Genomic DNA, 23,143 nt, shown 5'->3' with positions numbered 1-23,143 from the left:
CTGCTCGCCGCACGCCTGGCAGGCGTCGGCGTCAATAACTCATGAATGATCTCAATCACCCCGTGGAGACTCATGTCTTACGGCCACGTCACCGCCCATGCGCGGATAATGGAGATGTCCTATGCATTTCAAGATTAACGGAGCATCGGTCGAAGTGGAGGCGGATATCCGTACCTCCCTGCTCGATCTCATGCGAAACCATCTGGGTTTTACCGGCACAAAAAAGGGATGCGATCAGGGTGCCTGCGGTGCCTGTACGGTACTTGTCGATGGAGAGCGTATCAATTCCTGTCTTGCACTCGCAGTTCAATATCAGGGTAGAAGCATCACGACCGTCGAAGGGCTCGCAAGCGATGGCCATCTGCATCCCTTGCAGAAAGCGTTCATTGAGCATGACGGTTTTCAATGTGGTTACTGCACACCCGGCCAGCTCTGCTCGGCCATCGGCATGGCCGGTGAGATTGATCGGAATATTCCAAGCTCCGTTTCGAAAGATTTGAACGGGGCGAGTGTAGAACTCAGCGATATCGAAATCCGTGAGCGGATGAGCGGTAATCTCTGTCGATGCGGAGCCTATAACGGCATTGTCGAAGCGATTTCCGAAACCCTGCGTGACAGCTCGTCTGCATCCGAAGCGAGGGCCCGGGCATGAATATCTTCTCTTTCCACCAGGCGTCGGATGTGGCCTCTGCCATCGCGCTCAAGCAGTCCAGTGCCTCTACGAGATACCTTGGGGGCGGCACAAATCTCGTTGATCTCATGCGTGAAACGATCGAGCACCCCGACACGCTCGTGGACGTCTCGCATCTGTCTTCTACGATAGAGCAAGGCCCGGATGGGCGTTTGTCGATAGGGGCAGGCGTCAAAAACACCGCCCTTGCCGCCAATGATATCGTGCGGGCGCAGTTTCCTCTCCTGTCGCGCGCCATCCTTGCTGGTGCAAGTGCGCAAATCCGTAACGTCGCGACCGTCGGAGGCAACATTCTGCAGCGAACGCGTTGCCGGTATTTTTATGACAACGCCGCACGCTGCAACAAGCGTGAACCTGGAGCGGGCTGCGATGCCCTGGAGGGCTTCAATCGCTATCACGCCATCCTGGGTGCATCGCAAAGCTGTGTGGCCACGCATCCATCGGACATGTGCGTGGCGCTTGCAGCTCTTGATGCGGAAGTTATTTTGGATGGACCAGAGGGCCAACGCCGTATGGCCTTGCGTGACCTTCATCGTCTGCCCGGGGACAGACCGGATATCGAGACCGAGTTGAAGCCGAATGAACTGATTACGTCGGTCGAAATCCCCTCGCATTCATTTGGCCAACGCGCTGTCTACCGCAAGGTCAGGGACCGCGCCAGCTACGCCTTTGCTCTGGTGTCCGTTGCTGCCATGCTTAACGTAGATGAGGCTGGGGCGGTGCGAGATGTCAGGGTGGCGCTTGGTGGCGTCGCTCACAAACCATGGCGGGCTTTGACGCTCGAGGGCAGGCTGAAGGGCGAAAAAGCCACCGCCGAGAACTTCCGCGCAGCCGCAGAGGCCGAACTCGCGGATGCCGTGGGCTTAAGAGACAACATGTTCAAGATCGAACTGGTCAAACGAACCATCGTCGCAGTTCTAGAAGAATTGAAGGGAGAGAAGGCATGAGTGCCGAGACCCGCATCCAGACAGAGACAAGCAAGCCTGGCCGTTGGCAGCCAGCGATTACGGCCGACCCGATGCTGCGCAAGCACGGAGCGCTTGGTCAGCCCGTCTCCCGCATAGAGGGGCCCATGAAGGTACGGGGTGAAACGAAATTCGCCGCGGAATTCCCATATGACAACATGGCCTATGCGGCACTGTCTTTCAGCACCATCGCGCGCGGTCGCATCAGCAGACTGGACGTTGCCGCAGCAGAAGCCGCCCCTGGCGTTGTGCTGGTTATGACCTACAAGAACGCACCGCGCATGAAGGCACCATCGCTGATGATGTCTTCAGCCACTGCGGCTGGCTCAAGTGATCTCCCCGTCATGCAGGACGATGAGATTCACTGGAATGGACAACCCATCGCGCTGGTACTGGCTCAGACGCAGGAGCAGGCGGATTATGCGGCCTCACTTGTGAAAGCCGAATACACGCTTCTGCCGGCTGTCACCTCCTTCGAAGAAGCCCGGAAACATCCAAGGAAGCTTGATAATATTCTCGGGCAGCCGCCGATGCTGGAGATTGGCGATGCGCAAACCGCGCTGGCGCAGGCCGATGTCAAGGTGGATGTCGTCTACAGGACACCGCGCCATAATCACAACGCCATCGAACTTCACGCGGCGACCGTGCTCTGGGACGGTGATCGGCTGCGTGTTCATGATGCCACGCAATTGCTCGATCTGACGGCTGGCCAGCTGGCGGATATTTTCGACATCGACACTTCCGACGTACATATCACGTCGCCTTATGTCGGTGGTGGATTCGGCGGGAAATGCCTTTGGGACCATCAAATTCTGGCCTGTGCCGCATCCCGGCTGGCCGGGCGGCCCGTCCGCATCATGCTTTCACGCGAAGGGGTCTTTCGCATCATCGGCGGACGAACCATAACCGAGCAACGGGTCGCCCTGGGTGCGCGCGCAGATGGCACGCTTGATGCGCTGATCCACACCGGCACGGCGGCCATGACGTTGCATAATGCCTGTCCGGAACAATTTACCTTTCCGGCACGCCACCTTTACGCATCCAGGACGTTTCACATCGCGCAGGATGTGGCCGACCTCGATATGCTCGTTAACACCTTCATGCGGGCACCGGGCGAATCCGTAGGGACATTCGCTCTTGAATGCGCGCTGGACGAGCTGGCGGTCAAGCTCGAGCTCGACCCTATCGAACTGCGTCGGCGGATCGAACCGAATGAGGATCCGACGACCGGAAAGCCGTTTTCGTCGCGCTATCTCATCGAGGCCTATGAGAAGGGTGCCGAAAAATTTGGCTGGAACCTGCGGAACAGCGCCCCGAAACAGAGGCGCCAAGGTGAGTGGTTGATCGGAATGGGCTGTGCAACGGCGACATATCCCTATCACCGTTTCCCCGGTGCGGCGGCGCGGTTCAGGATGACCGCTGACGGCAACGTCACCGTATCCACCGCCGTTCACGACATGGGAATGGGAACCGCGACCGCACAGGCCCAGCATATCGCCGCAAGGTTGGGAGTTTCTCTTGATCAGGTGACTTTCGAATATGGCGATAGCAGTCTGCCGCGTGGAATTATCGCTGGAGGTTCGACACAGACCGCGTCGATAGGTGGTGCCATCGTGGCAGCAACTGAGGTCTTCGTGGAGGAACTCCTCAAGCTTGCGGGTAACGACTCGCCTTTGGCCGGGCTGTCGCTTGCGGAAGTCGAGCCCAAAGACGGCGGTATCGGCCATATTGAGGACGGAGATCGCTTCGAAAGCTACGGTTCTATCCTTCGAAGGGCAGGTCGTGAGGAGCTCGTGTGTGAAGCCGAGGGACCAGCACCCGCGGAAATGGGGGCCTTCTCCATGCATTCCTATGGCGCACAATTCTGCGAAGTGCGCGTCAGTACGGTGACAGGCGAGGTTCGCGTCTCGAGGTTCCTCGGCTCCTTCGATGCAGGGCAGATCTTGAACGCGAAAATGGCGACGAGCCAGTTCAAGGGTGGGATCATCATGGGGCTGGGCCTGGCATTGACAGAGGAAACCAATTTCGATGAACGCACCGGTCGCGTCGTAAACGCGTCGCTTGCCGATTACCATGTGCCTGTGCAGATGGATGTGCCGAGCATCGAGATCCTCTACACCAACAAGCCGGACCCCCAGGCTCCCATGGGTGCACGCGGTATTGGCGAAATCGGGATCACCGGTGTCGGCGCAGCAGTTGCCAATGCTGTCTATAATGCCACCGGAATCCGTATCAGGGATCTTCCGATTACGCTCGATAAGGTGCTTGTTGGTCTCTGACAGACGGAAGTGAAAATCGAGTGGCGGGGTTGGGTCGCATCTGTTGCATCCCAACCCCGTTTCTGTAGTCAGCAGTCAGCCGAAAAAACCTGCGTGCCGCCGATCCAGGTGCTTTTCAGCTGGTAGTCGTTCGTCAGGATCAGGAAGTCAGCGTCATATCCCTGCTTCAGCTGGCCTTTGCGACCGGCCAGTCCGGCAGCCTCGGCTGGGTAAAGGCTTGCCATACGAATGGCTTCCTCGATTTCGAGGCCGAGTTTCCGGTGAACGAAAAGAACAGACGAGAGCATATCGATGTCAGCACCCGCCAGCGTGCCATCGGCGAGCGTCAGGCGACCGTCCTTCCGGTAGATCTGGCGCCCATTCAATGTCAGGCCTTCAAGATTGGTGCCAATTGTGGACATGGCGTCTGTAACAATGAAGATCCGTCCGGGTCCCTGTTTGGCCCTCAGCGCAGTGCGCATCGCTGCGGGGTGGACATGAAAACCATCAGCGATGATCCCGGCTGAAACAGTGCTCAGTTCGAGAGCGGCGCCGACGAGACCGGGTGAGCGGTTTTCGAGCGGGCTCATCGCGTTGAAAAGGTGCGTTACGGTACGCGCTCCCGCTTCTACATAGGCTTCTGCCGTTTCAAAGGCAGCATTGGTGTGACCAAGACTGACGATAAAGCCGCCCTCTGCCAGTGCCTTGACCTGCTCCAACGTCGTGTTTTCCGGTGCGACCGTAATCATCAGGGCGTCGAAGCTTTTCCCGATTTTCAAAAGACGCTCGAGATCTTCCTTTTCCATAGCCCTTATCAGGTCTGGGTGATGAGTGCCCTTGCGGGCGACAGAAAGATGTGGGCCTTCCAGATGCAGCCCTATAAAGCCCGGAATGCGTGCGGCTTTCGCGTTAAGGCCAGCCTCTATAGCCGCTGCCGTAACCTCACGCGTATCTGTAATCAAGGTTGGCAGGAGAGCGGTTGTGCCAAAGCTTGCATGGGCCGCGCAGATCTGCCGGATACCCTCGACAGACCGGTCATCGTTCAACATCACGCCGCCGCCGCCATTCACCTGCAGATCGATGAAGCCGGGAACAATCAGCCCGCCAGCCGTGTCGACGGTTTTCACGCCTGAAGAAAGCTCGCTCTGCGCAGCAATGCTGATGACCTTGCCATCTTCAACAAGAAGCGCGCTTTCTGCGATCCAGTCCTGGCCGTCGAAAATTCTGCAATTGGTAAAGGCTTGAACCATTATCAGCGTGTCTCCGTGACCTTCTTGAGGGCAACCGGGGCATCGGGGTTGAACCCGCGCGATCGGGACCAAGCCTCAACGAACCCGTAAAAGGGCACAATCAGGGCAAGCGAATCGGTCAGCGGATGGCCGGTTTCAACAAATGGCAATCTACGGGCGTGGCTCGCTCCATCTGCGGTCACGAAGGCAAGGGCACCCTTTTCTGCGAGACTGTCGGCTGTCGTCAGAACAGACATCAACGCCGCATCACGCGCCGCAAAAGTGACAACCGGAAAGCGGCGATCTACCAGTGCCACAGGACCGTGAAGCACCTCGGCGCTGGAATAGGCCTCGGCGTGCATTTCCGAGGTTTCCTTGAACTTCAGCGCAGCCTCGCTGGCGATTGCCAATGAGGGGCCGCGACCAAGCATGTAAAGCGAATCCGCGTCTCCCAGCTCCGCTGCGAGATCTTTCCAATCCAGCGTGATGGCCTGATGTAGCTTTTCGGGCAGTTGCCGGATGGACCGTTGCAGATCCGAATCGACTGTCCATTCGGCCAGAACAGCAAGTCCGGCCAATACCGAGTTGAAAAAGGATTTGGTTGCCGCTACCGCGAGCTCTGGCCCGGCATTGATATCGATGGCATGTGCACAGGCATCCGACAAAGGCGAGGGCCGCGTATTCGTCAGCGAGACCGTCAGCGCACCCGCCGCCGCAGCCGATTGGGCAAGAGCAACGATGTCAGGACTTTTTCCCGATTGCGATACCGAGATCGCGGCCGCTTTGTCCAGTTTCAGCGATTTGCCGTAAATGGAGGCAAGCGAGGGGCCGATGGAGGCCACGGCGCGGCCTGCCTGCTGCTCGATGGCGTATTTGAGAAAGTGGGCGGCATGATCCGAAGAACCGCGCGCGATGGTGATGAGAAAGGCGGGATCAAACGCCCGCAACGCCTTGCCGGCAGCCTGAAGGTCATCGCTGGCACTGCTCAGCAAACGGCTGGCTGCATCGGGTATTTCATCGATTTCCTGGCGCATATGCGTGGGCATGGAACTCTCTTTTCCTGTATCGGCGGCGGCACTCAGCCGTCCGTCAGTGTCATTTCAGCTACGAAGTCGTAGGCGTCGCCCCGATAGAGCGATCGCGTCAACTCAACCACGCGGCCAGATTCCAGATAGGATATGCGTTCGATGGCGAGCCCTGCCGACCCCTCGGGAACCGCAAGCAAAGCTGCATCCTCACGCGATACGTTGCAGGCCGAGATACGTTGTACCGCACGCACAGGCCGGTTGCCGCTACGGTGCAATTCGGCATAGAGCGATGTGCCCACCGCTGCGGGATCGGGCAGTATATCCGATGCCAGGCTTGCTCTCTCTATGGCAAGGGGCAACTCATTGGCGATGCGAAGACGCTCAAGACGCGCGACCATCATGTCGACCTTGAGACCCAGCATCATCATCTCGTTGGATGACGGGTGGAAAAGACCTCTGGCAAGCCATTCCGAGCGGGTAACATATCCCCGTCTGGCCATGTCTTCGCTGAAGGATGTCAGGCGAGACAGCGGTTGCTGCAGGCGGGAAACCGGCTTCATGACGAAAGTGCCAGAACCGTGCTTGCGGCTAAGCAAGCCGTCCTTGACCAGATCGTCTACTGCTTTTCGGACAGTGACGCGGCTGACATTGGCAAATTCCGCCAGATCGCGCTCGGGAGGCAATGCCTGCCCATGGGCCAGTTTGCCGGAAAGGATCGCACTTTCCAGCGATTGCCGAAGCTTGACGTAAAGAGGTCCCGTTCCGTTGGATTGCAGATCGTCAGGGGACAGGAAATCGGACAAGGCTTCCGTCATGCCACTCCCCCTTCCACACCTGCGAAAGCGGCTTTTGCCAGCGCAATCGAGCCTGCCAGCGCATCCTGCGCAGGCTGGACAAGACGTTGCTGATGGCGTGGGGCCAGATACTGTGCGTAGAGCGTCGACAACCCGCCCAGAAGACAAAGTCTTCCGCCGTGTGTCAACTCGGACATGCGGTCAAGCGAGCGGTCAATGAAGCGGGCGGATTGCTCCAGAATGCTCAAAGCGGCCTTGTCGCGGTGGGCACCAAATTCAAACACAAGGGGGGCATAGCGACCATAGTCGCCCGGTTTTGCGCTTTGAGAAAATGCGACCATCTTGCGGGGATCGGACTCAAACTCTTCAAGCAATGCCTGCGTAAGTTCTGTCCGGGCAGAAATTCCGTCGTGGGCCAGCAGGCTTTCCTGCAGAGCCATCTGGCCAAGTCGCGCGCCACTTCCCAGATCACCGAGATGGTAGCCCCAGCCGCCGATGGAGCTGACTTGCGAGCCGGACCGGGCAATATAAATCGTTCCGGTCCCCAAGATCGCAACCGCGCCATCTCCGTCACCAAGAGCGCCCTGCAGCGCGATCAATCCGTCAGACTCGATGATGGACTGGTGGAATGGCAAGCGCGGCATAACGTATGCCACGGTGTTCTCGACATTGTTTCCCGCAAGTCCGAGATAGGCGTCAGCATCTTTTAGCAAGCGCGGATCAAGACCTGCATCTTCAAACGCCGCTTTGGCGGCTTGGGCGATGTTTGATATCGCCGTGTCTGGCGCGGTCATGATGTTGGACGCGCCGCTTCTGCCACGACCAAGAATTCTGCCGGTTGCGTCTGCGACTGCTGCCCGGCAACTCGTGCCGCCGCCGTCGACTCCCACGAGATATCGCTGCATGAAATCGTCTCCTGCGAGAAAGATACCAAAAAAATACCAATTTCCAAGTCGAAAAAATAAAGTTTTTGTAAAATCCATTTTCTCCATTTTTATCATCAGGTTATGCTTTTGACTAACTCTTAGGAGGCTAATAAATAAATCATTTCTTAAAAGACGCTGGACAATTGGTATTTTTTTGGCATTAAATTCCAGCGCAGGGAGTTTTTTATGAGCGCAGGCGGAACTGAGGGTTTGCACGATAAGGCGAGGGGGCTCGACACCATGGTGCCGGGCGACGTCCTGTCGCTTTTGAGTTCAGGACAGCAACAGGCTGCGCGCTCCGTCGACGCAGCCCGAGATGCCATTGCTTCAGCGTCACAGCTTGCGGCCGATGCGATTTCGCGCGGTGGTCGGCTCGTCTATGCGGGAGCGGGCAGCTCTGGCCTGATGGCCATGGCTGACGCTTTGGAGCTGCCTGGAACCTACGGGATAGAGCGCGAGCAGATCGCTATTCTTTTCGCTGGCGGTATCAGCAATCTGTCTGAAATGCCGGGTGCGCCTGAGGATGATATCGAGCAGGCGCGGATAGATGCAGAGGCGGTCGTTGGGGCAGGAGATTGTGTCGTTGTTATCTCGGCGAGCGGCTCGACACCCTACGCGTTAGGCGTCGCTGACTTCGCTCGTCAGAAGGGCGCAAAGGTTATTGCCATTGCCAACAATGCGGCCGCAAAGCTTTTCGACAGAAGCGATGTCGCCATTCTGCTCAATACTCCACCGGAATTCGTTGCGGGCTCGACCCGGATGGGCGCGGGCACGGCGCAAAAAATCGCGCTCAACATGTTTTCGACCCTCATGGCCATTCGCCTGGGGCATGTACATGACGGCCATATGGTCAACCTGCGCGCGGATAACCGAAAGCTGCTTGAGCGGGCAGCGCGCATTGTTTCCGATGTCGCCGGTGTGAGCATGGACGAAGCAGGACGTTTGGTGGAAAAGGCGTCCGGCTCCGTCAAGGTCGCGATCCTCCTTGGGGCGGGCGCGAAAGACAAGAATTCAGCCGAGAGAATGCTCGAGACAAGCGGCCAGAACCTTCGCCGTGCGCTTGAGCTGATCGGCGGATAAGACTGCAACAACCATAGTTGATGAACGCCGTGGCGGCGTTACACCAAGAGGGAGAACAAGAATGACCCGTAATCTCACAAAAGCCCTGGCCTTGGGAGCAAGTTTGCTGGGCTATGCCGGTCTAGCCTCGGCAGCGGACGTAACGCTGACGGTCGAGAGCTGGCGCAATGACGATCTGGCGATCTGGAAAGACAAGCTCATACCGGCATTTGAAGCAAAGAACCCCGGTATCAAGCTCGCGTTTCAGCCAATGGCGCCGACGGAATACAATGCCGCATTGAATGCCAAGCTGGAATCCGGTTCGGCGGGCGATCTCATCACGTGCCGTCCTTTCGATGCATCGCTTGAGTTGTTCAAGAAGGGCTATCTTGGCGACCTGACCAAGAATCCTGGCATGGAAAACTTCTCGAACGTTGCGAAAACGGCCTGGTCAACGGATGATGGTGCCCAGACGTTCTGCGTGCCGATGGCCTCGGTGATCCATGGTTTCATCTACAACAAGGACGCTTTCGAGACACTCAAGATCGAAGTGCCGAAGACGCAGGCGGAGTTCTTCGCCGCCCTCGACAAGATCAAGGCTGACGGCACCTATGTCCCGATGGCGATGGGCACCAAGGATCTTTGGGAAGCCGCAACCATGGGCTATCAGAATATCGGCCCTAACTACTGGAAGGGCGAAGAAGGCCGTCTGGCGCTGGTCAAGGGCGAGCAGAAGCTGACTGATGCTGCCTGGGTCAAGCCCTACGAGGTTCTAGCGAAGTGGAAGGACTATCTGGGCGACGGCTTCGAAGCGCAGACCTATCCCGATAGCCAGAACATGTTCACCCTTGGTCGCGCGGCAATTTATCCTGCGGGCTCATGGGAAATCTCCGGCTTCAACACGCAGGCTCAGTTCAAGATGGGCGCATTCCCGCCACCCGTCGAGAAGGAAGGCGATACCTGCTACATCTCCGACCACACGGATATCGGAATGGGTGTAAACGCCAAGTCCAAGCATCCTGCCGAGGCTGCCAAGTTCCTCGAGTGGGTCGCATCTGCGGAATTTGCCGATCTCTACGCCAACGCACTGCCGGGCTTCTTCAGCCTCAATACCACGGCTGTAAAAATGGCTGATCCTCTCGCCCAGGAATTCGTCTCCTGGCGCGAAAAATGCAAGCCGACGATCCGCTCGACATACCAGATCCTGTCGCGCGGCAAGCCGAACCTGGAAAACGAAACCTGGGTTGAATCCGCCAACGTCATCAATGGAACGGATACGCCTGCCGTGGCTGCTGAAAAGCTGCAAAAGGGTCTCGACAGCTGGTACAAGCCAGCAAAATAAGTCTGACGGAGCGGTGCATGGCGGAGGATATTCGCCATGCACCCAGCGCGTCACAAACCTATTTGCTTGTCAAATCTGACCTATGGTTTTCGTTGGGCCGTATCCGCGCCCGGTTAGCCTATGTCATGCTCGACTTCCCATCTGACAGTTCGGACTGATCCCATGAGCGCCGAGAATAGTTTCAACGACGAAAGAACAAGCCGGCGGCCATTCCGGTGGCATATCCTTGTGTTCATGCTTCCGGCGTTTCTCGTTTACACGGCGGTGATGATCATTCCTCTGGGCAGCACGCTCTGGCTTTCCTTTTTCAAGGAGGTCGACGGGCAAAGACTTTTTGTCGGGCTTGAGAATTTTCGGACACTGTTCTTTGAAGATCGCTGGTCGGAGAGCTTCTGGAACGCACTGGTCAACAACGTCTATTTCTTCATCATCCACATGCTCGTGCAAAATCCGATCGGCGTCGCGCTGGCCGCACTTCTTTCACTGCCCAAGCTGCGCTTTTCGGCCTTCTATCGTACGGCAATACTCCTTCCTACACTTCTGTCTTTCGTGATTGTTGGCTTTATCTGGAAGCTCATCCTGTCGCCGCTTTGGGGAATAGCGCCGACATTGCTGGATTTCGTCCATTTGAAATTCCTCTTTGCGCCATGGCTTGGCAGGCCGAATTCGGCGCTCATTGCCGTGTCTCTGATATCTGTCTGGCAATATGTCGGTATTCCCATGATGCTGATCTATGCAGCGCTGCTCAATATTCCCGATGAGGTCATCGAAGCTGCCGAAATGGATGGCATCACTGGCTGGAGCCAGTTCTGGAAAATCAAGCTGCCGCTTATCCTGCCAGCCATTGGCATCATCTCGATTTTGACATTCGTCGGCAATTTTAACGCGTTCGACCTGATCTACACCGTGCAGGGCGCGCTGGCCGGGCCGGATGGATCGACTGACATCCTGGGAACGCTGCTTTATCGCACCTTCTTCGGCTTCCAGCTCCAGTTGGGTGATCGCTCCATGGGTGCGACAATTGCAACCGTGATGTTTCTCATCATTCTTGCCGGAGTGAGCTTCTACCTTTTTGCCATTCAGCGCCGTATGCGCCGCTATCAATTCTAAGGGGCGTCGGAAATGTCTAAAGCACGCTCCTCACTCGTCCGCACCGTTCTGGCCCACGCCGTCCTTCTTTCCTACACGGCCATCGCGCTTTTTCCGGTGGTGCTGACGATCATCAATTCCTTCAAGTCGCGTAATGCCATCTTCCGCAATCCCATGCAGGTGCCGTTACCTTCGACATTCGATCTCGTCGGTTACACCACCGTTCTTGGCCAGAGCGATTTTATGCAATACCTGCAAAATTCGCTGATCGTTACGGTGGTTTCGATTGCGCTCGTGCTGCTCTTCGGCGCGATGGCGGCATTTGCGCTGTCGGAATATCGGTTCAGGGGCAATACCTGGCTTGGCCTCTATATGGCGCTCGGCATCATGATTCCGATCCGCCTTGGAACGATCGGCATCCTGCAGGGCATGGTGGCGACGGGTCTGGTCAATACGCGAACTGCCCTGATCCTGGTTTACACCGCTCAAGGTCTGCCGCTTGCGATCTTTATCCTGTCGGAATTCATGCGAACGGTTTCCGATGACCTCAAGAATGCGGGTCGCATCGATGGATTGTCGGAATACAAGATATTCTTCCGCCTTGTCCTGCCGCTTATCCGCCCCTCCATGGCAACGGTTGCGGTCTTTACGATGATACCGATCTGGAACGACCTCTGGTTCCCTCTTATCCTCGCGCCCAGTGAGGCGACCAAGACCATCACGCTCGGCGCGCAAATATTCATCGGTCAATTCGTCACCAACTGGAACGCGGTCCTGGCAGCCTTGTCGTTGGCAATCGCACCTGTCCTTGTTCTCTACACCATATTCTCGCGGCAACTGATCCGCGGCATCACGGCAGGAGCGGTCAAATGAGCCAAAAACCCCTCAAGGTTCTGGTTGCGGGTCTCGGCAATATGGGCATGAGCCATGCGCTGGCCTATGCCGCCAATCCCGGTTTCGAAATCGTCGGGCTCGTCAATCGTTCCAAGCCGGTCTTGCCTCCAGCGCTTGCGGGCCACGACATACTGCCGTCTTTTGAAAATGCGCTGGCGGACCTGAAGCCGGATCTTTGCTCCATCAATACCTATTCCGACAGCCATGCCCAGTTGGCCATCACGGCGATGGAAGCGGGCTGTCACGTCTTCGTGGAGAAGCCGCTGGCGACGACCGTTGCGGATGCCGAGCGTGTGGTTGCCTGCGCACGCGCCAATGGTCGCAAACTCGTTGTCGGATATATTCTGCGTCACCACCCGTCCTGGGTAAAATTGATCTCACTCGCTCGCGATCTCGGCGGGCCCTATGTTTTCCGCATGAACCTCAACCAGCAATCATCCGGCAAGACCTGGGAGACACACAAGGCCTTGATGCAGACAACGCCTCCCATCGTGGATTGCGGCGTGCATTATGTGGATGTCATGTGCCAGATTACGGACGCAAAACCCGTTTCGGTGCGCGGCATGGGCCTGCGGCTGTCAAATGAAATTGCGCCGGACATGTACAATTACGGCCACCTGCAGGTGACTTTCGAGGACGGCTCCGTGGGTTGGTACGAGGCCGGATGGGGCCCGATGATCTCCGAGACTGCTTTTTTCGTAAAGGATGTCATGTCGCCGAATGGCTCCGTTTCCATCGTCATGGACCCGAACGCCAAATCGGATGACATCGACACCCACACGAAAACGTCGACAATTTGTCTCCACAAGGCCGAGACAGGTCCGGATGGCCGTTTTGCCGAGCCCGATCAGTTGCTGCAAATGGACGGCGAGCCCGGCCACCAGGAACTGTGCGACCGGGAGCAGGCCTATGTCCTGAAGGCTATCCGCGAGGATATCGATCTCGACCGGCATATGAGCGATGCTGTCCAATCGCTGCGGATCTGCCTTGCGGCGGATGAAAGCGCGCGAACCGGCCGTATGGTCGATCTTTGAATCTGGAGAAAATCCTTGGGTAATCTGACACTCAAATCCGTCGCAAAATCCTTTGGCACCGTGGAGGTGCTGAAAGGGATTGATCTGGACGTCAAGGAGGGAGAGTTCGTGATCTTCGTCGGGCCATCCGGTTGCGGTAAATCCACGCTGTTGCGAACTATTGCGGGGCTTGAAGACATCAGCTCCGGCGAGATCATCATCGATGGTCGCGAAGTCTCCGCCGTGCCGCCCGCAAAGCGCGGTATCGCCATGGTCTTCCAGTCCTACGCGCTTTACCCGCATTTGACGGTGAAGGATAATATGGGTCTCGGTCTCAAGCAGGCCGGCACACCGAAGGATGAGATAGAGACGCGGGTCGCCAATGCATCCTCCCTTCTGTCGCTAGGCCCTTATCTGGAGCGACGTCCGGCGGAGTTGTCGGGTGGGCAGCGCCAGCGCGTGGCCATCGGCCGCGCCATCGTGCGGGAGCCGACGCTTTTCCTTTTCGATGAACCCCTTTCCAATCTCGACGCGGCTCTTCGCGTGCAGACCCGCCTCGAAATCGCGCGTCTCCATCGGCGGCTAAAGGCAACGATGATCTATGTGACGCATGATCAGGTCGAGGCCATGACTCTTGCAGACAAGATTGTCGTTCTCAACGCCGGGCGCATTGAGCAGGTCGGCACCCCCATGGAGCTTTACAACCGCCCAGCCAATCTTTTCGTTGCCGGGTTCATCGGGTCCCCGCAGATGAATTTGATCGATGCCGAGCGGTTCGGTGAAAGCGGCTACAAGACACTGGGCATTCGTCCAGAACATATTCTGCTGTCACGCGAAAGCGGCACCTGGCCTGGAAAGGTCGTGCATGTCGAACATCTGGGTGCCGATACCATCGTCTACCTCGAGAGTGATGCCATCGGCCTGTTGACCGTGCGCCTGTTTGGTGAACATGCCTATCACCCGGACGATGTTGTTTACGCTTCGCCAAGCGGGGACGCCACACATCGTTTCGACGCCAACGGCAATGCGGTTCGATAGTCCGTCTTTAGCGCCACTCTTATCGCATCAGGTCAATCATGGCTGAAATTTCGCTGGAAGTCTGCGTCGATGATGTCGCGGGCCTGAACGCCGCCGTCGAGGGTGGAGCGGATCGGATAGAGTTGTGCAGTGCTCTTTCCGTCGGCGGACTGACACCGTCCGTCGGCTTGATGAGTCTGGCCGGGCGCTCCCCGGTGCCATGCTATGCGATGATCAGACCCCGGGCCGGAAATTTCGTCTATTCCAAGGACGAACTGGCCGTGATGGAAGACGATATCAGGTTTGCCGCTTCCTGCGGCATCGCTGGTGTGGTCTTTGGAGCAAATCTGCCAGACGGGCGTCTCGATCATATTGCTCTGCGGCAGTTGTCCGAGGTCATATGGTCCATGCCGCGCACCTTGCATCGCGCCTTCGATCTTGTGCCTGACATGGCCGAGGCGATTGAAATCGCCATTGATTGCGGCTTTGAGCGGATACTGTCCTCCGGGCGCGCTGTAACGGCTCTTGACGGGATCGCCGATTTGAAAGCCGCGATAGAAATCGCTGCGGGTCGTATATCCCTCATGCCGGGCTCTGGCATCAATCTCGACACGCTCGGCCCGGTGCTTGAGGAGTTGCACGTGGCAGACATCCATTCGTCCTGTTCCTCCAGTGTAGAGGTCACCGATCCAGCCGTCCTGGCTTTCGGTTTTTCTGCTCGGCAGATGAAACAGACCGATGTCGCTTTCGTCAGGGCGATGAAAGAGCTGCTCACGGCAGCTTCTTAGCGGAGCTTACGGACAGTTCTGCATAAAAATGGCGCACGATCAAAAAATGAGCTTGACGTGTCGCGCTTTTACGGCTTGATTTGAACCAATGTAAAATTGGTACGAACCAATGAACGAAACATCCAGCATTCTTGGTCCGGAAAATGCCAACTACGCACTCGAGAGACTGCGGGAACTGATCACCGTCAGCGCGTTTGGGCGAGACGGGAAATTGCCGACGGAAAGAACGCTTTCCGAGCGCCTGGGCGTTGGTCGTCGCGAAGTCAGGCGTGCTCTCGAAGTATTGGAAGCCGAGGGGTTGATCTGGCGCAAACAGGGCGCGGGCACCTTCCTGGGGCAAAAGCCGGATAGCTGGAGCGATCATGCCGCGAGCCTGGTTTCCGGGACCAATTTCATGGAAATCATGGAGGTGAGGCTACGGCTGGAGCCACAGCTGGCGCAACTTGCCGCAATGCGGGCCAAGCCCTCCGACATTGCAAGAATGCGCGAGACGTGCCTCAAGATTTACGAGCGCACCGATGCCGACTGGCGCGAACTCTGGGATGGCTCGCTGCATCGGCTGATTGCGCAAAGTGCCGGAAACCAGCTGTTCCTTTCGCTGTTCGATGTGGTCAATCGCGTACGGCAGGACCCGACGTGGCAGGCTGTGCGGGAACGCGCCCGCCGCCTCGATCACACCTTGCAGGAGTCGCGTGATCAGCACGCCGAAATCATCGATGCAATCGCCGAGCGTGATCCGGCCAAGGCGGGTGAAGCCATGCGCAATCACCTGCTGACGCTCCAGGAGAGGCTCGTTCGCCAGACGTCCATGGACCATCTGGACCATCCATCCAAGGGAGATGCTTGAAAGACGGCGTAGGGCTCTCCTGCGCAGAGGTAGAACCGGAAAACCGGCTGCCATAACCGACCAGAGGAACAAGAAGATGAAACGACAGATGACATTTGCTGCCAGCTTGCTGGCGGCGGCACTTCTTTCGACGTCGCTGCAGGCCGCGGAACTTCGTATCGGTTTGCAGGACGATGCCGACGTGCTGGATCCTGCTCAGTCCAGAACCTTTGTTGGACGGCTGGTTTACACCAGCATGTGCGACAAGCTTGTCGATCTAGACAACAACCTGTCGGTCGTTCCGCAACTGGCGACGAAATGGGCCTGGGGCGACAACGGCAACACGTTGACCATGGATCTGCGCGAAGGCGTTGTCTTCCACGATGGCACGCCTTTCAACGCGGAGGCCGCCGTCTATACGATCGAACGCAACATGACCATGCCCGAATCCCGCCGCAAGAGCGAGCTCGCATCTGTGGCGAAGGTAGAGGCGACGGGCGCGTATCAGATCAAATTCACGCTGAAAAGCCCGGATGCGAGTCTGCTGGCGCAGCTTTCCGACCGAGCTGGCATGATGGTTTCGCCAAAGGCTGCAAAGGAACTCGGAGCGAATTTCGGTTCCAAGCCGGTGTGTGCCGGACCTTTCCGGTTTGTCGAGCGCATTCAGCAGGACCGCATCGTTCTGGAGAAATTTCCGGACTACTGGAACAAGGACAATATCTTCCTCGACAAGGTCACGTTCCTGCCTATTCCGGATACCACGGTGCGCCTTGCCAACCTTCGCGCAGGTGATCTCGATCTGGCAGAGCGGATTTCCGCGTCTGACGCCGCTTCCGTCAAGGATGATCCGAAGCTGACCTATGGCGAAGTGGTCGGCCCCGGTTACATGGCAATGTATGTGAATATTGGCAACGGTGCTCGCGCCGATAATCCGTTTGGCAAGGACAAGCGGTTGCGGCAGGCTTTTTCGCTGGCCATTGATCGCGAGGCCATCAACCAGGTTGTGTTCGAAGGAACGGCGCTGGCGGGAAATCAACCCTGGCCATCCACCAGCCCCTGGTACAACAAGTCTGTTCCGGTGCCTGCGCGTGATGTTGAAAAAGCCAAGGCATTGATGAAGGAAGCAGGCTTCGATCGCTTTGAAATCGAGTTGCAGCACGCCAACAACACCACTCAGACCCAGATGATGCAGGTCATTCAGGCCATGGTTGCCGAGGCAGGTTTTGACGTGAAGCTGAAGGCGACGGAGTTTGCGACGCTGCTCTCCGAACAGACCGCGGGCAATTACGTCCTATCTCGGTCTGATTGGTCCGGTCGTTCCGATCCGGATGGAAACATTCATCAGTTCGTAACCTGCAAGGGTGGCATCAACGACACGAAATACTGCAATCCAGAGGTCGACAAGCTGTTGAACGAGGCGCGCGCTTCCACCGACAATGCCGTGCGCAAGGAAAAATATGACGCAGCCACCAAAATCCTCGATGAGGATCTGCCGCTGATTTATCTCGGGCATCAGGCTTACCTTTACGCGACGTCGAAGGCCGTTACCGGTTTTCAGCCTTCGTCCGACGGGATGATCCGTCTGACCGGCGTGAAGAAGGGCTCATAAGAGACGACTGTTATCCCGGTGCGCGGCGAGCTGCCGCGTATCGGGGTCATCGATACCCGGCCTCGCCCAAAGGATCACCTTCATGCATATCTATATCGGCAAGCGGCTTCTGGTGGCCATTCCGACACTGCTCATCATTTCCATCTTTGTCTTCTCCCTGCAGAAGTTGCTCCCCGGCGACCCCATACTCGCCATGGCTGGAGAAGAGCGGGATCCGGCGGTTATCGAACTGTTGAGAGAGCGATATCGAATGAACGATCCTCTCGTCTTCCAGTATTTCTACTGGCTTGGCTCCGTGCTTCAGGGTGATTTCGGAATTTCGCTTAGAACGAACCAGCCCGTTCTCGAACTGATTGCGCAAAAGCTTCCTGTCACCATCCAGCTCGCGCTGATGTCGATGTTCTTCGCGCTGATTATCGGTGTGCCCATAGGAATACTTGCCGCTGTCAAGCAGAACACATGGATCGACTACCTCTCCAACATCGTCGCCCTTTCCGGGCTTTCTATCCCGAATTTCTGGCTGGGGATCATGCTTATCCTGCTGATATCGGTGCAACTGGGATGGTTGCCCGCGTCAGGTTACGAATCGATCTTCGTTGATCCCGTCAGGTCTATCCAGACCATGATCATGCCCTCATTCGTGCTGGGCAATGCGCTGGCGGCGACGTTGATGAGACATACACGCTCCGCCATGCTGTCGGTGATGAAATCGGACTACATCCGCACCGCCCGCGCCAAGGGATTGTCGAACTGGCAGGTCATTTTCAGTCACTCGTTCCGCAACGCCCTTTTGCCGATCATCACGCTTGCGGCGCTGTTGTTCGGCGAGCTGCTGGCAGGTGCTGTCCTGACCGAACAGATTTTTACCATTCCGGGCTTTGGCAAGCTCATCGTCGACGCCGTTTTCACGCGTGATTATGCGGTGGTTCAAGGCGTCGTGCTCTGCACGGCAGTCGGCTTCATCTTGATGAACCTCTTGGCGGATGTCGTCACGGTCTTGCTCAATCCACGCATGAGGACTGCGATATGACAGTTGCCATCGACGTCGCCAACGTGACCAGGAAATCGGAAAATCGCGCCTGGAAGAAAATGAAGCGCAACAAGAGCGCCATTGCCGGGTTGATCATCATATCCTTTTTCGTGCTGCTGGCACTTGTTGCACCGCTTCTGCCGCTTGCCGACCCCTATGCCACGAGCTGGAGCGCCATTCGAAAGGCACCGTCCATGGCGCACTGGATGGGTACTGACGATATTGGAAGGGATATTCTGTCGCGCATGATCTGGGGCGCGCAGGCTTCGCTGATGGCAGGGGTTATTTCCGTGGCCATCGCCGTTGCAGCTGGCGTGCCGCTCGGACTTGTGTCCGGCTATTTCGGCGGCTGGATCGATCAGGTGATCTCGCGGATCACCGAAGCCTTTCTTGCCATGCCATTTCTCATCATGGCGATTGCACTCGCCGCCTTTCTGGGGCCGAGCCTTGGCAACGCCATGATCGCCATCGGTCTTTCCGCCATGCCCGTCTTCATCAGGTTGACGCGGGCCCAGGTCCTTGCCGTCAAGAGTGAGGACTATATCGAGGGCGCACGCTCGATTGGCCTTGGCCACCATGACATCATGCTGCGTTACATTCTGCCAAACATCGTGCCGCCAATCATCGTGCAGGCAACGCTCACCGTCGCCACAGCCATCATCGCCGAAGCCAGCCTTTCTTTCCTAGGCCTTGGACAGCAGGCACCCGCGGCCAGTTGGGGCTCGATGCTGAATGTGGCCAAGAACTACCTCTCGCAAGCGCCCTGGATGGCCATGTGGCCGGGCGCTGCAATCTTTCTCGTGGTCATTGGCTTCAACCTGCTGGGTGACGGCTTGCGCGATGCGCTTGACCCCCGTGAACATTGATATCTACGCACCGAAGGAAACAACATGACTGCATTCACAACCCGCCCAGAAATCCTCGGTACGTTCGGGGTGGTCACATCCACGCACTGGATTGCTTCCTCGGTTGGTATGAGCATTCTCGAAAAAGGCGGAAATGCATTCGATGCTGCCGTCGCCACCGGCTTTGTCCTGCAGGTTCTGGAGCCGCATCTCAACGGCCCGGGCGGCGATATGCCTGCCGTGATCTATTCCCGCAAGAAGGACAAGGTGGAGGTCATCTGTGCGCAGGGCCCTGCACCTGCCGCGGCAACAATCGACCACTATAAGAGTGAGGGGCTGGATCTCATCCCTGGCGACGGCCTGCTTTCGACCGTCATCCCCGGCGCGTTCGATGGCTGGATGCTGATGTTGCGGGACTATGGTTCCATGAGCGTGAGGGAGGTGCTGGAGCCAGCCATTTACTATCTGGAGAATGGCCACCCGATGTTGCCGCGCGTATCTGCATCGATTGCCGGGCTTGCGGAATTTTTCGAAAAGGAATGGCCTACATCCTATCAAACCTGGTTGCCCGGCGGGGCAGTCCCGCAGCCGCTTTCCAATTTCAAGAACCCGACACTTGCTGCGACATGGAAGCGGATCGTCAACGAAGCGGAGGCAAAGAGAGACCGCGAAGCTGGCATCGAGGCGGCACGAGACGCGTTTTATCGCGGTTTTGTCGCCGAGCAGATCGCGGATTATCTCAAAGACGCCGAGGTCATGGATGCCAGCGGCAGCCGTCACAAGGGCGTCCTCACCGCAGACGACATGGCCAACTGGCGCGCGACAATCGAAGCACCCACGACTTATGATTATCATGGCTGGACGATTGCCAAGACGGGCCCATGGGGGCAGGGGCCGGTTCTTTTGCAGTCGCTGGCGCTTCTCAAGGGCATCGATATAGCCGGAATGGATCCCGCCGGTACCGATTTCGTGCATACGGTTGTGGAAGCAATGAAGCTCGCCTATGCGGATCGGGAGGTCTATTATGGAGATCCGGAATTCGCGCAGGTGCCAACGGAAACCCTGCTGTCTGACGCTTACAATGACGAGCGTCGGCGTTTGATCTCGTCCCATGCTTCGATGGAACTGAGGCCCGGCCTCGTTCCCGGTTTTGACAACCAGCGCGACCTGACACTTTCCATGCTCGGTTCGATGCAGGGCACCGGCGCGGTTTACGAGCCAACCATGTCTCATTTGACAGAGAAAAGGGGCGATACCGTCCACATCGACGTCATCGACCGCGAGGGCAACATGGTTTCCGTCACGCCGTCCGGTGGCTGGTTGCAAAGCTCACCCATCGTGCCGGGTCTGGGCTTCTGCCTTAATTCTCGTGCGCAGATGTTCTGGTTGCAGCCTGGGCTGCCAACGTCTCTGGAGCCGGGTAAACGCCCTCGCACGACGCTCACCCCATCGCTTGCGCTTTACGAGGGACGGCCCACGCTCGCCTTCGGCACGCCGGGCGGCGACCAGCAGGACCAATGGCAGCTTTCCTTCTTCCTGCGCTATGCCCATTTCGGGCTCAATCTTCAGGAGGCCATCGATATGCCCCTGTTCCACACCTCCCACTTTCCCGGCTCTTTCTATCCGCGAACGAGGCAGCCGGGTAATGTGATGATCGAAACCAGCATCGGCCAAGGCGTCCTGGACGAATTGCGCGGCCGAGGACACGATGTGACACCGGCAGATCCGTGGACGGTCGGACGATTGACGGCCGCGCGGCGCGATGCTGACGGTCTTTTGCGCGCGGCGGCAACTCCCCGCCTGATGCAAGCCTATGCCGTGGGACGCTGACCATGGATGACAACGCCCTTTTAGAAAAAACTGCGGTACTTAGCGTAAAAAACCTGACCACCTCGTTTCGTGTCGATGGCGAATGGAAGACGGTCGTGCGGGACCTTTCTTTCGAGGTGCGAGCCGGGGAAACGGTCGCAATCGTAGGCGAGAGCGGCTCTGGAAAGAGCGTCACTTCACTCTCGCTCATGCGCCTCCTCGATCCGAGAAACAGCCGGATAGAAGGCTCCGTGTCCTTGAACGGGAAGGATATTCTCAGCCTTTCCGAAGGAGAAATGCGCCACGTACGGGGCAATGACGTTGCCATGATCTTCCAGGAGCCCATGACATCGCTCAACCCGGTTTTCACGATCGGGAGGCAGATTTCCGAAGTGCTTGTTCGCCACAAGGGGCTCAACACGCTTCAGGCCCGCGAAGAAACCATCCGCCTGTTGGAAAAGGTGCGAATCCCGAACGCGGCCAGCCGTTTCGACGAGTATCCCCACCAATTCTCGGGCGGAATGCGCCAGCGCGTGATGATTGCCATGGCTCTTGCATCGCGACCGAAGCTGCTGATTGCCGATGAGCCGACAACAGCTCTGGATGTGACGATCCAGGGTCAGATTCTCGACCTCATCAAGACGCTACAGGAAGAGGAAGGAATGGCAGTCCTCTTCATCACCCATGATATGGCGGTGGTTGCCGAAATTGCGGACAGGACCATCGTCATGTTTCGCGGCGATCAGGTTGAGACTGGGCAAACGGCTGATATATTCCATCGTGGCGCTCACCCCTACACCCGCGCGCTGCTGGCCGCGATACCGAAACTCGGTTCGATGAAGGGGCACGAGAAACCATTGCGGTTTCCATCGGTGGATATGACCACAGGTGTGGTCGGACAAAGCATCGAGGTGGAAGATACGGTTACGGGGGGCATGACGCCCATTCTTTCGGTCAAGAACCTCGTCACACGTTTTGCCATTCGCTCGGGTATGTTCGGTCGCGTCACCGGCGCTGTCCACGCGGTAGAAAATATCAGTTTCGATCTCTTCCAGGGGGAAACCCTATCGCTTGTGGGAGAGTCCGGATGCGGCAAGTCAACGACCGGCAGGTCGATCACGCGGCTGGTCGAGCCATTGTCAGGCGATATCTCGCTTGATGGATATGACGTTCTCAAACTCGATCCATCGGGGCTTCGCGCGATGCGCCGCAGCGTGCAGATGATCTTTCAGGACCCGTTCTCCAGCCTCAATCCCCGCATGACCGTTGGCGCGGCAGTGGCGGAACCGATGATCAAGCATCGCACCGCAACCTCCGCCGAGGCGAGAGAGAATGCGGCTGACTTGCTTGAGCGTGTCGGCCTTTCGCCCGCAATGATGAACAGGTACCCCCACGAATTCTCCGGTGGGCAGCGGCAACGGGTCGCGATCGCCAGAGCATTGGCGCTCAACCCGAAAGTCATTGTGGCAGATGAGAGTGTGTCCGCTCTGGATGTGTCGATCAAGGCTCAGGTGTGCAATCTGCTGCTGGACCTTCAGCAACAGTTCAAGATCGCCTTCCTGTTTATCAGCCATGACATGGCGGTGGTGGAACGCGTGAGCCATCGTGTCGCTGTCATGTATCTGGGCGAGATCGTTGAAATTGGTCCCCGAGCGGATATTTTTGCGAACCCGCAGCACCCCTATACGAGGAAGTTGATGGAGGCAGTGCCCGTGCCCGACCCAGCGCGAAGGGGCATTCGTCGCAATGCCGGAGCCGAGGAGTTGAAAAGCCCGATCAGGCCGGTGGGCTACGAAGCGCCGAGGCGTGAATATGTCGAGATTTCGCCCGGACATCTTGTTCTGGCATAAAAACAAGGGCGCGCGCAGCGGCCGAAAAGTGCCTATGCCTGACCCTGAATGCTATGCTTAACTCATTGTTAAGTATAGCAC

At 57.4% G+C, this 23,143-nt stretch carries 20 protein-coding genes; 16 read left to right on the top strand and 4 right to left on the bottom strand.

Going from position 1 to position 23,143, the window contains the following annotated elements:
- Nucleotides 1–121: 121 nt before the first annotated feature.
- From QRN85_RS24000 to QRN85_RS23990, 3 genes are read left to right on the top strand one after another with little or no spacing between them, the layout of a single operon-like run.
- A complete protein-coding gene (locus QRN85_RS24000; protein WP_112963081.1) occupies nucleotides 122–652 on the top strand; it encodes a 2Fe-2S iron-sulfur cluster-binding protein in 531 nt (176 codons plus the stop codon).
- Complete coding sequence (locus tag QRN85_RS23995) at nucleotides 649–1,638, top strand: FAD binding domain-containing protein (RefSeq protein WP_112963080.1); 990 nt, start codon at nucleotides 649–651, stop codon at nucleotides 1,636–1,638. Before QRN85_RS24000 ends, QRN85_RS23995 begins: the two co-directional genes overlap by 4 nt.
- Nucleotides 1,635–3,935 carry a xanthine dehydrogenase family protein molybdopterin-binding subunit gene (locus QRN85_RS23990; RefSeq protein WP_112963079.1) on the top strand — a complete coding sequence of 767 codons (2,301 nt, stop codon included), beginning with the start codon at nucleotides 1,635–1,637 and terminating at the stop codon, nucleotides 3,933–3,935. Before QRN85_RS23995 ends, QRN85_RS23990 begins: the two co-directional genes overlap by 4 nt.
- A 68-nt stretch (nucleotides 3,936–4,003) precedes the next feature.
- Here the strand turns inward: QRN85_RS23990 and nagA are convergent, their stop codons facing one another.
- The 4 genes from nagA to QRN85_RS23970 are packed head-to-tail and all read right to left on the bottom strand — an operon-like array spanning nucleotide 4,004 to nucleotide 7,870.
- The gene (gene nagA / locus QRN85_RS23985) at nucleotides 4,004–5,170 is read right to left on the bottom strand and encodes an N-acetylglucosamine-6-phosphate deacetylase (protein WP_502870833.1); all 1,167 of its coding nucleotides are present in this window, start codon (nucleotides 5,168–5,170) and stop codon (nucleotides 4,004–4,006) included.
- Nucleotides 5,167–6,189 (bottom strand): SIS domain-containing protein, encoded by a 1,023-nt coding sequence (locus QRN85_RS23980; RefSeq protein ID WP_284760403.1) that lies wholly within the window; start codon nucleotides 6,187–6,189, stop codon nucleotides 5,167–5,169. The genes nagA and QRN85_RS23980 overlap by 4 nt, the downstream gene beginning before the upstream one ends.
- Before the next feature lie 32 nt (nucleotides 6,190–6,221).
- Nucleotides 6,222–6,986, bottom strand: a complete 765-nt coding sequence (locus tag QRN85_RS23975) for a GntR family transcriptional regulator (RefSeq protein WP_112963076.1) — start codon at nucleotides 6,984–6,986, stop codon at nucleotides 6,222–6,224.
- The gene (locus tag QRN85_RS23970; protein WP_112963139.1) at nucleotides 6,983–7,870 is read right to left on the bottom strand and encodes a BadF/BadG/BcrA/BcrD ATPase family protein; all 888 of its coding nucleotides are present in this window, start codon (nucleotides 7,868–7,870) and stop codon (nucleotides 6,983–6,985) included. Before QRN85_RS23970 ends, QRN85_RS23975 begins: the two co-directional genes overlap by 4 nt.
- 207 nt (nucleotides 7,871–8,077) lie before the next feature.
- Between QRN85_RS23970 and QRN85_RS23965 the strand changes: the two genes are divergently transcribed.
- From QRN85_RS23965 to QRN85_RS23905, 13 genes are all read left to right on the top strand, one after another.
- Entirely contained in the window at nucleotides 8,078–8,971 is an 894-nt protein-coding gene (locus QRN85_RS23965) for an N-acetylmuramic acid 6-phosphate etherase (protein ID WP_112963075.1), read from the top strand.
- A gap of 61 nt (nucleotides 8,972–9,032) precedes the next feature.
- Nucleotides 9,033–10,292, top strand: coding sequence for an ABC transporter substrate-binding protein (locus tag QRN85_RS23960; protein WP_112963074.1), 1,260 nt, complete (start codon nucleotides 9,033–9,035; stop codon nucleotides 10,290–10,292).
- A gap of 162 nt (nucleotides 10,293–10,454) precedes the next feature.
- On the top strand, nucleotides 10,455–11,402 hold the full coding sequence (locus QRN85_RS23955) for a carbohydrate ABC transporter permease (protein ID WP_284760402.1): 948 nt from the start codon (nucleotides 10,455–10,457) through the stop codon (nucleotides 11,400–11,402).
- 12 nt (nucleotides 11,403–11,414) lie between these two features.
- A complete protein-coding gene (locus tag QRN85_RS23950; RefSeq protein WP_112963073.1) occupies nucleotides 11,415–12,254 on the top strand; it encodes a carbohydrate ABC transporter permease in 840 nt (279 codons plus the stop codon).
- Nucleotides 12,251–13,309 carry a Gfo/Idh/MocA family protein gene (locus tag QRN85_RS23945; protein WP_112963072.1) on the top strand — a complete coding sequence of 353 codons (1,059 nt, stop codon included), beginning with the start codon at nucleotides 12,251–12,253 and terminating at the stop codon, nucleotides 13,307–13,309. The genes QRN85_RS23950 and QRN85_RS23945 overlap by 4 nt, the downstream gene beginning before the upstream one ends.
- A gap of 15 nt (nucleotides 13,310–13,324) precedes the next feature.
- Nucleotides 13,325–14,326, top strand: coding sequence for an ABC transporter ATP-binding protein (locus tag QRN85_RS23940; protein ID WP_112963071.1), 1,002 nt, complete (start codon nucleotides 13,325–13,327; stop codon nucleotides 14,324–14,326).
- 38 nt (nucleotides 14,327–14,364) lie between these two features.
- Nucleotides 14,365–15,093, top strand: a complete 729-nt coding sequence (locus QRN85_RS23935; protein WP_112963070.1) for a copper homeostasis protein CutC — start codon at nucleotides 14,365–14,367, stop codon at nucleotides 15,091–15,093.
- A gap of 109 nt (nucleotides 15,094–15,202) precedes the next feature.
- Nucleotides 15,203–15,940 (top strand): FadR/GntR family transcriptional regulator, encoded by a 738-nt coding sequence (locus tag QRN85_RS23930; RefSeq protein ID WP_113094105.1) that lies wholly within the window; start codon nucleotides 15,203–15,205, stop codon nucleotides 15,938–15,940.
- A 76-nt stretch (nucleotides 15,941–16,016) separates the two neighbouring features.
- On the top strand, nucleotides 16,017–17,528 hold the full coding sequence (locus QRN85_RS23925; RefSeq protein WP_062588609.1) for an ABC transporter substrate-binding protein: 1,512 nt from the start codon (nucleotides 16,017–16,019) through the stop codon (nucleotides 17,526–17,528).
- An 82-nt stretch (nucleotides 17,529–17,610) separates the two neighbouring features.
- On the top strand, nucleotides 17,611–18,558 hold the full coding sequence (locus tag QRN85_RS23920) for an ABC transporter permease (protein ID WP_062588611.1): 948 nt from the start codon (nucleotides 17,611–17,613) through the stop codon (nucleotides 18,556–18,558).
- Nucleotides 18,555–19,424, top strand: a complete 870-nt coding sequence (locus tag QRN85_RS23915) for an ABC transporter permease (RefSeq protein WP_112963068.1) — start codon at nucleotides 18,555–18,557, stop codon at nucleotides 19,422–19,424. The genes QRN85_RS23920 and QRN85_RS23915 overlap by 4 nt, the downstream gene beginning before the upstream one ends.
- A gap of 24 nt (nucleotides 19,425–19,448) precedes the next feature.
- Complete coding sequence (locus QRN85_RS23910; protein WP_113094104.1) at nucleotides 19,449–21,233, top strand: gamma-glutamyltransferase family protein; 1,785 nt, start codon at nucleotides 19,449–19,451, stop codon at nucleotides 21,231–21,233.
- A 2-nt stretch (nucleotides 21,234–21,235) separates the two neighbouring features.
- Complete coding sequence (locus QRN85_RS23905) at nucleotides 21,236–23,062, top strand: ABC transporter ATP-binding protein (RefSeq protein WP_113094103.1); 1,827 nt, start codon at nucleotides 21,236–21,238, stop codon at nucleotides 23,060–23,062.
- The last annotated feature ends 81 nt before the right edge of the window (nucleotides 23,063–23,143 follow it).

The sequence above is a fragment of the Agrobacterium sp. fls2-241-TYG-188a genome, assembly GCF_030209845.1.
The sequence above is the reverse complement of the archived record's forward strand: the minus strand, read 5'-3'. Positions and strand labels throughout refer to the sequence as shown.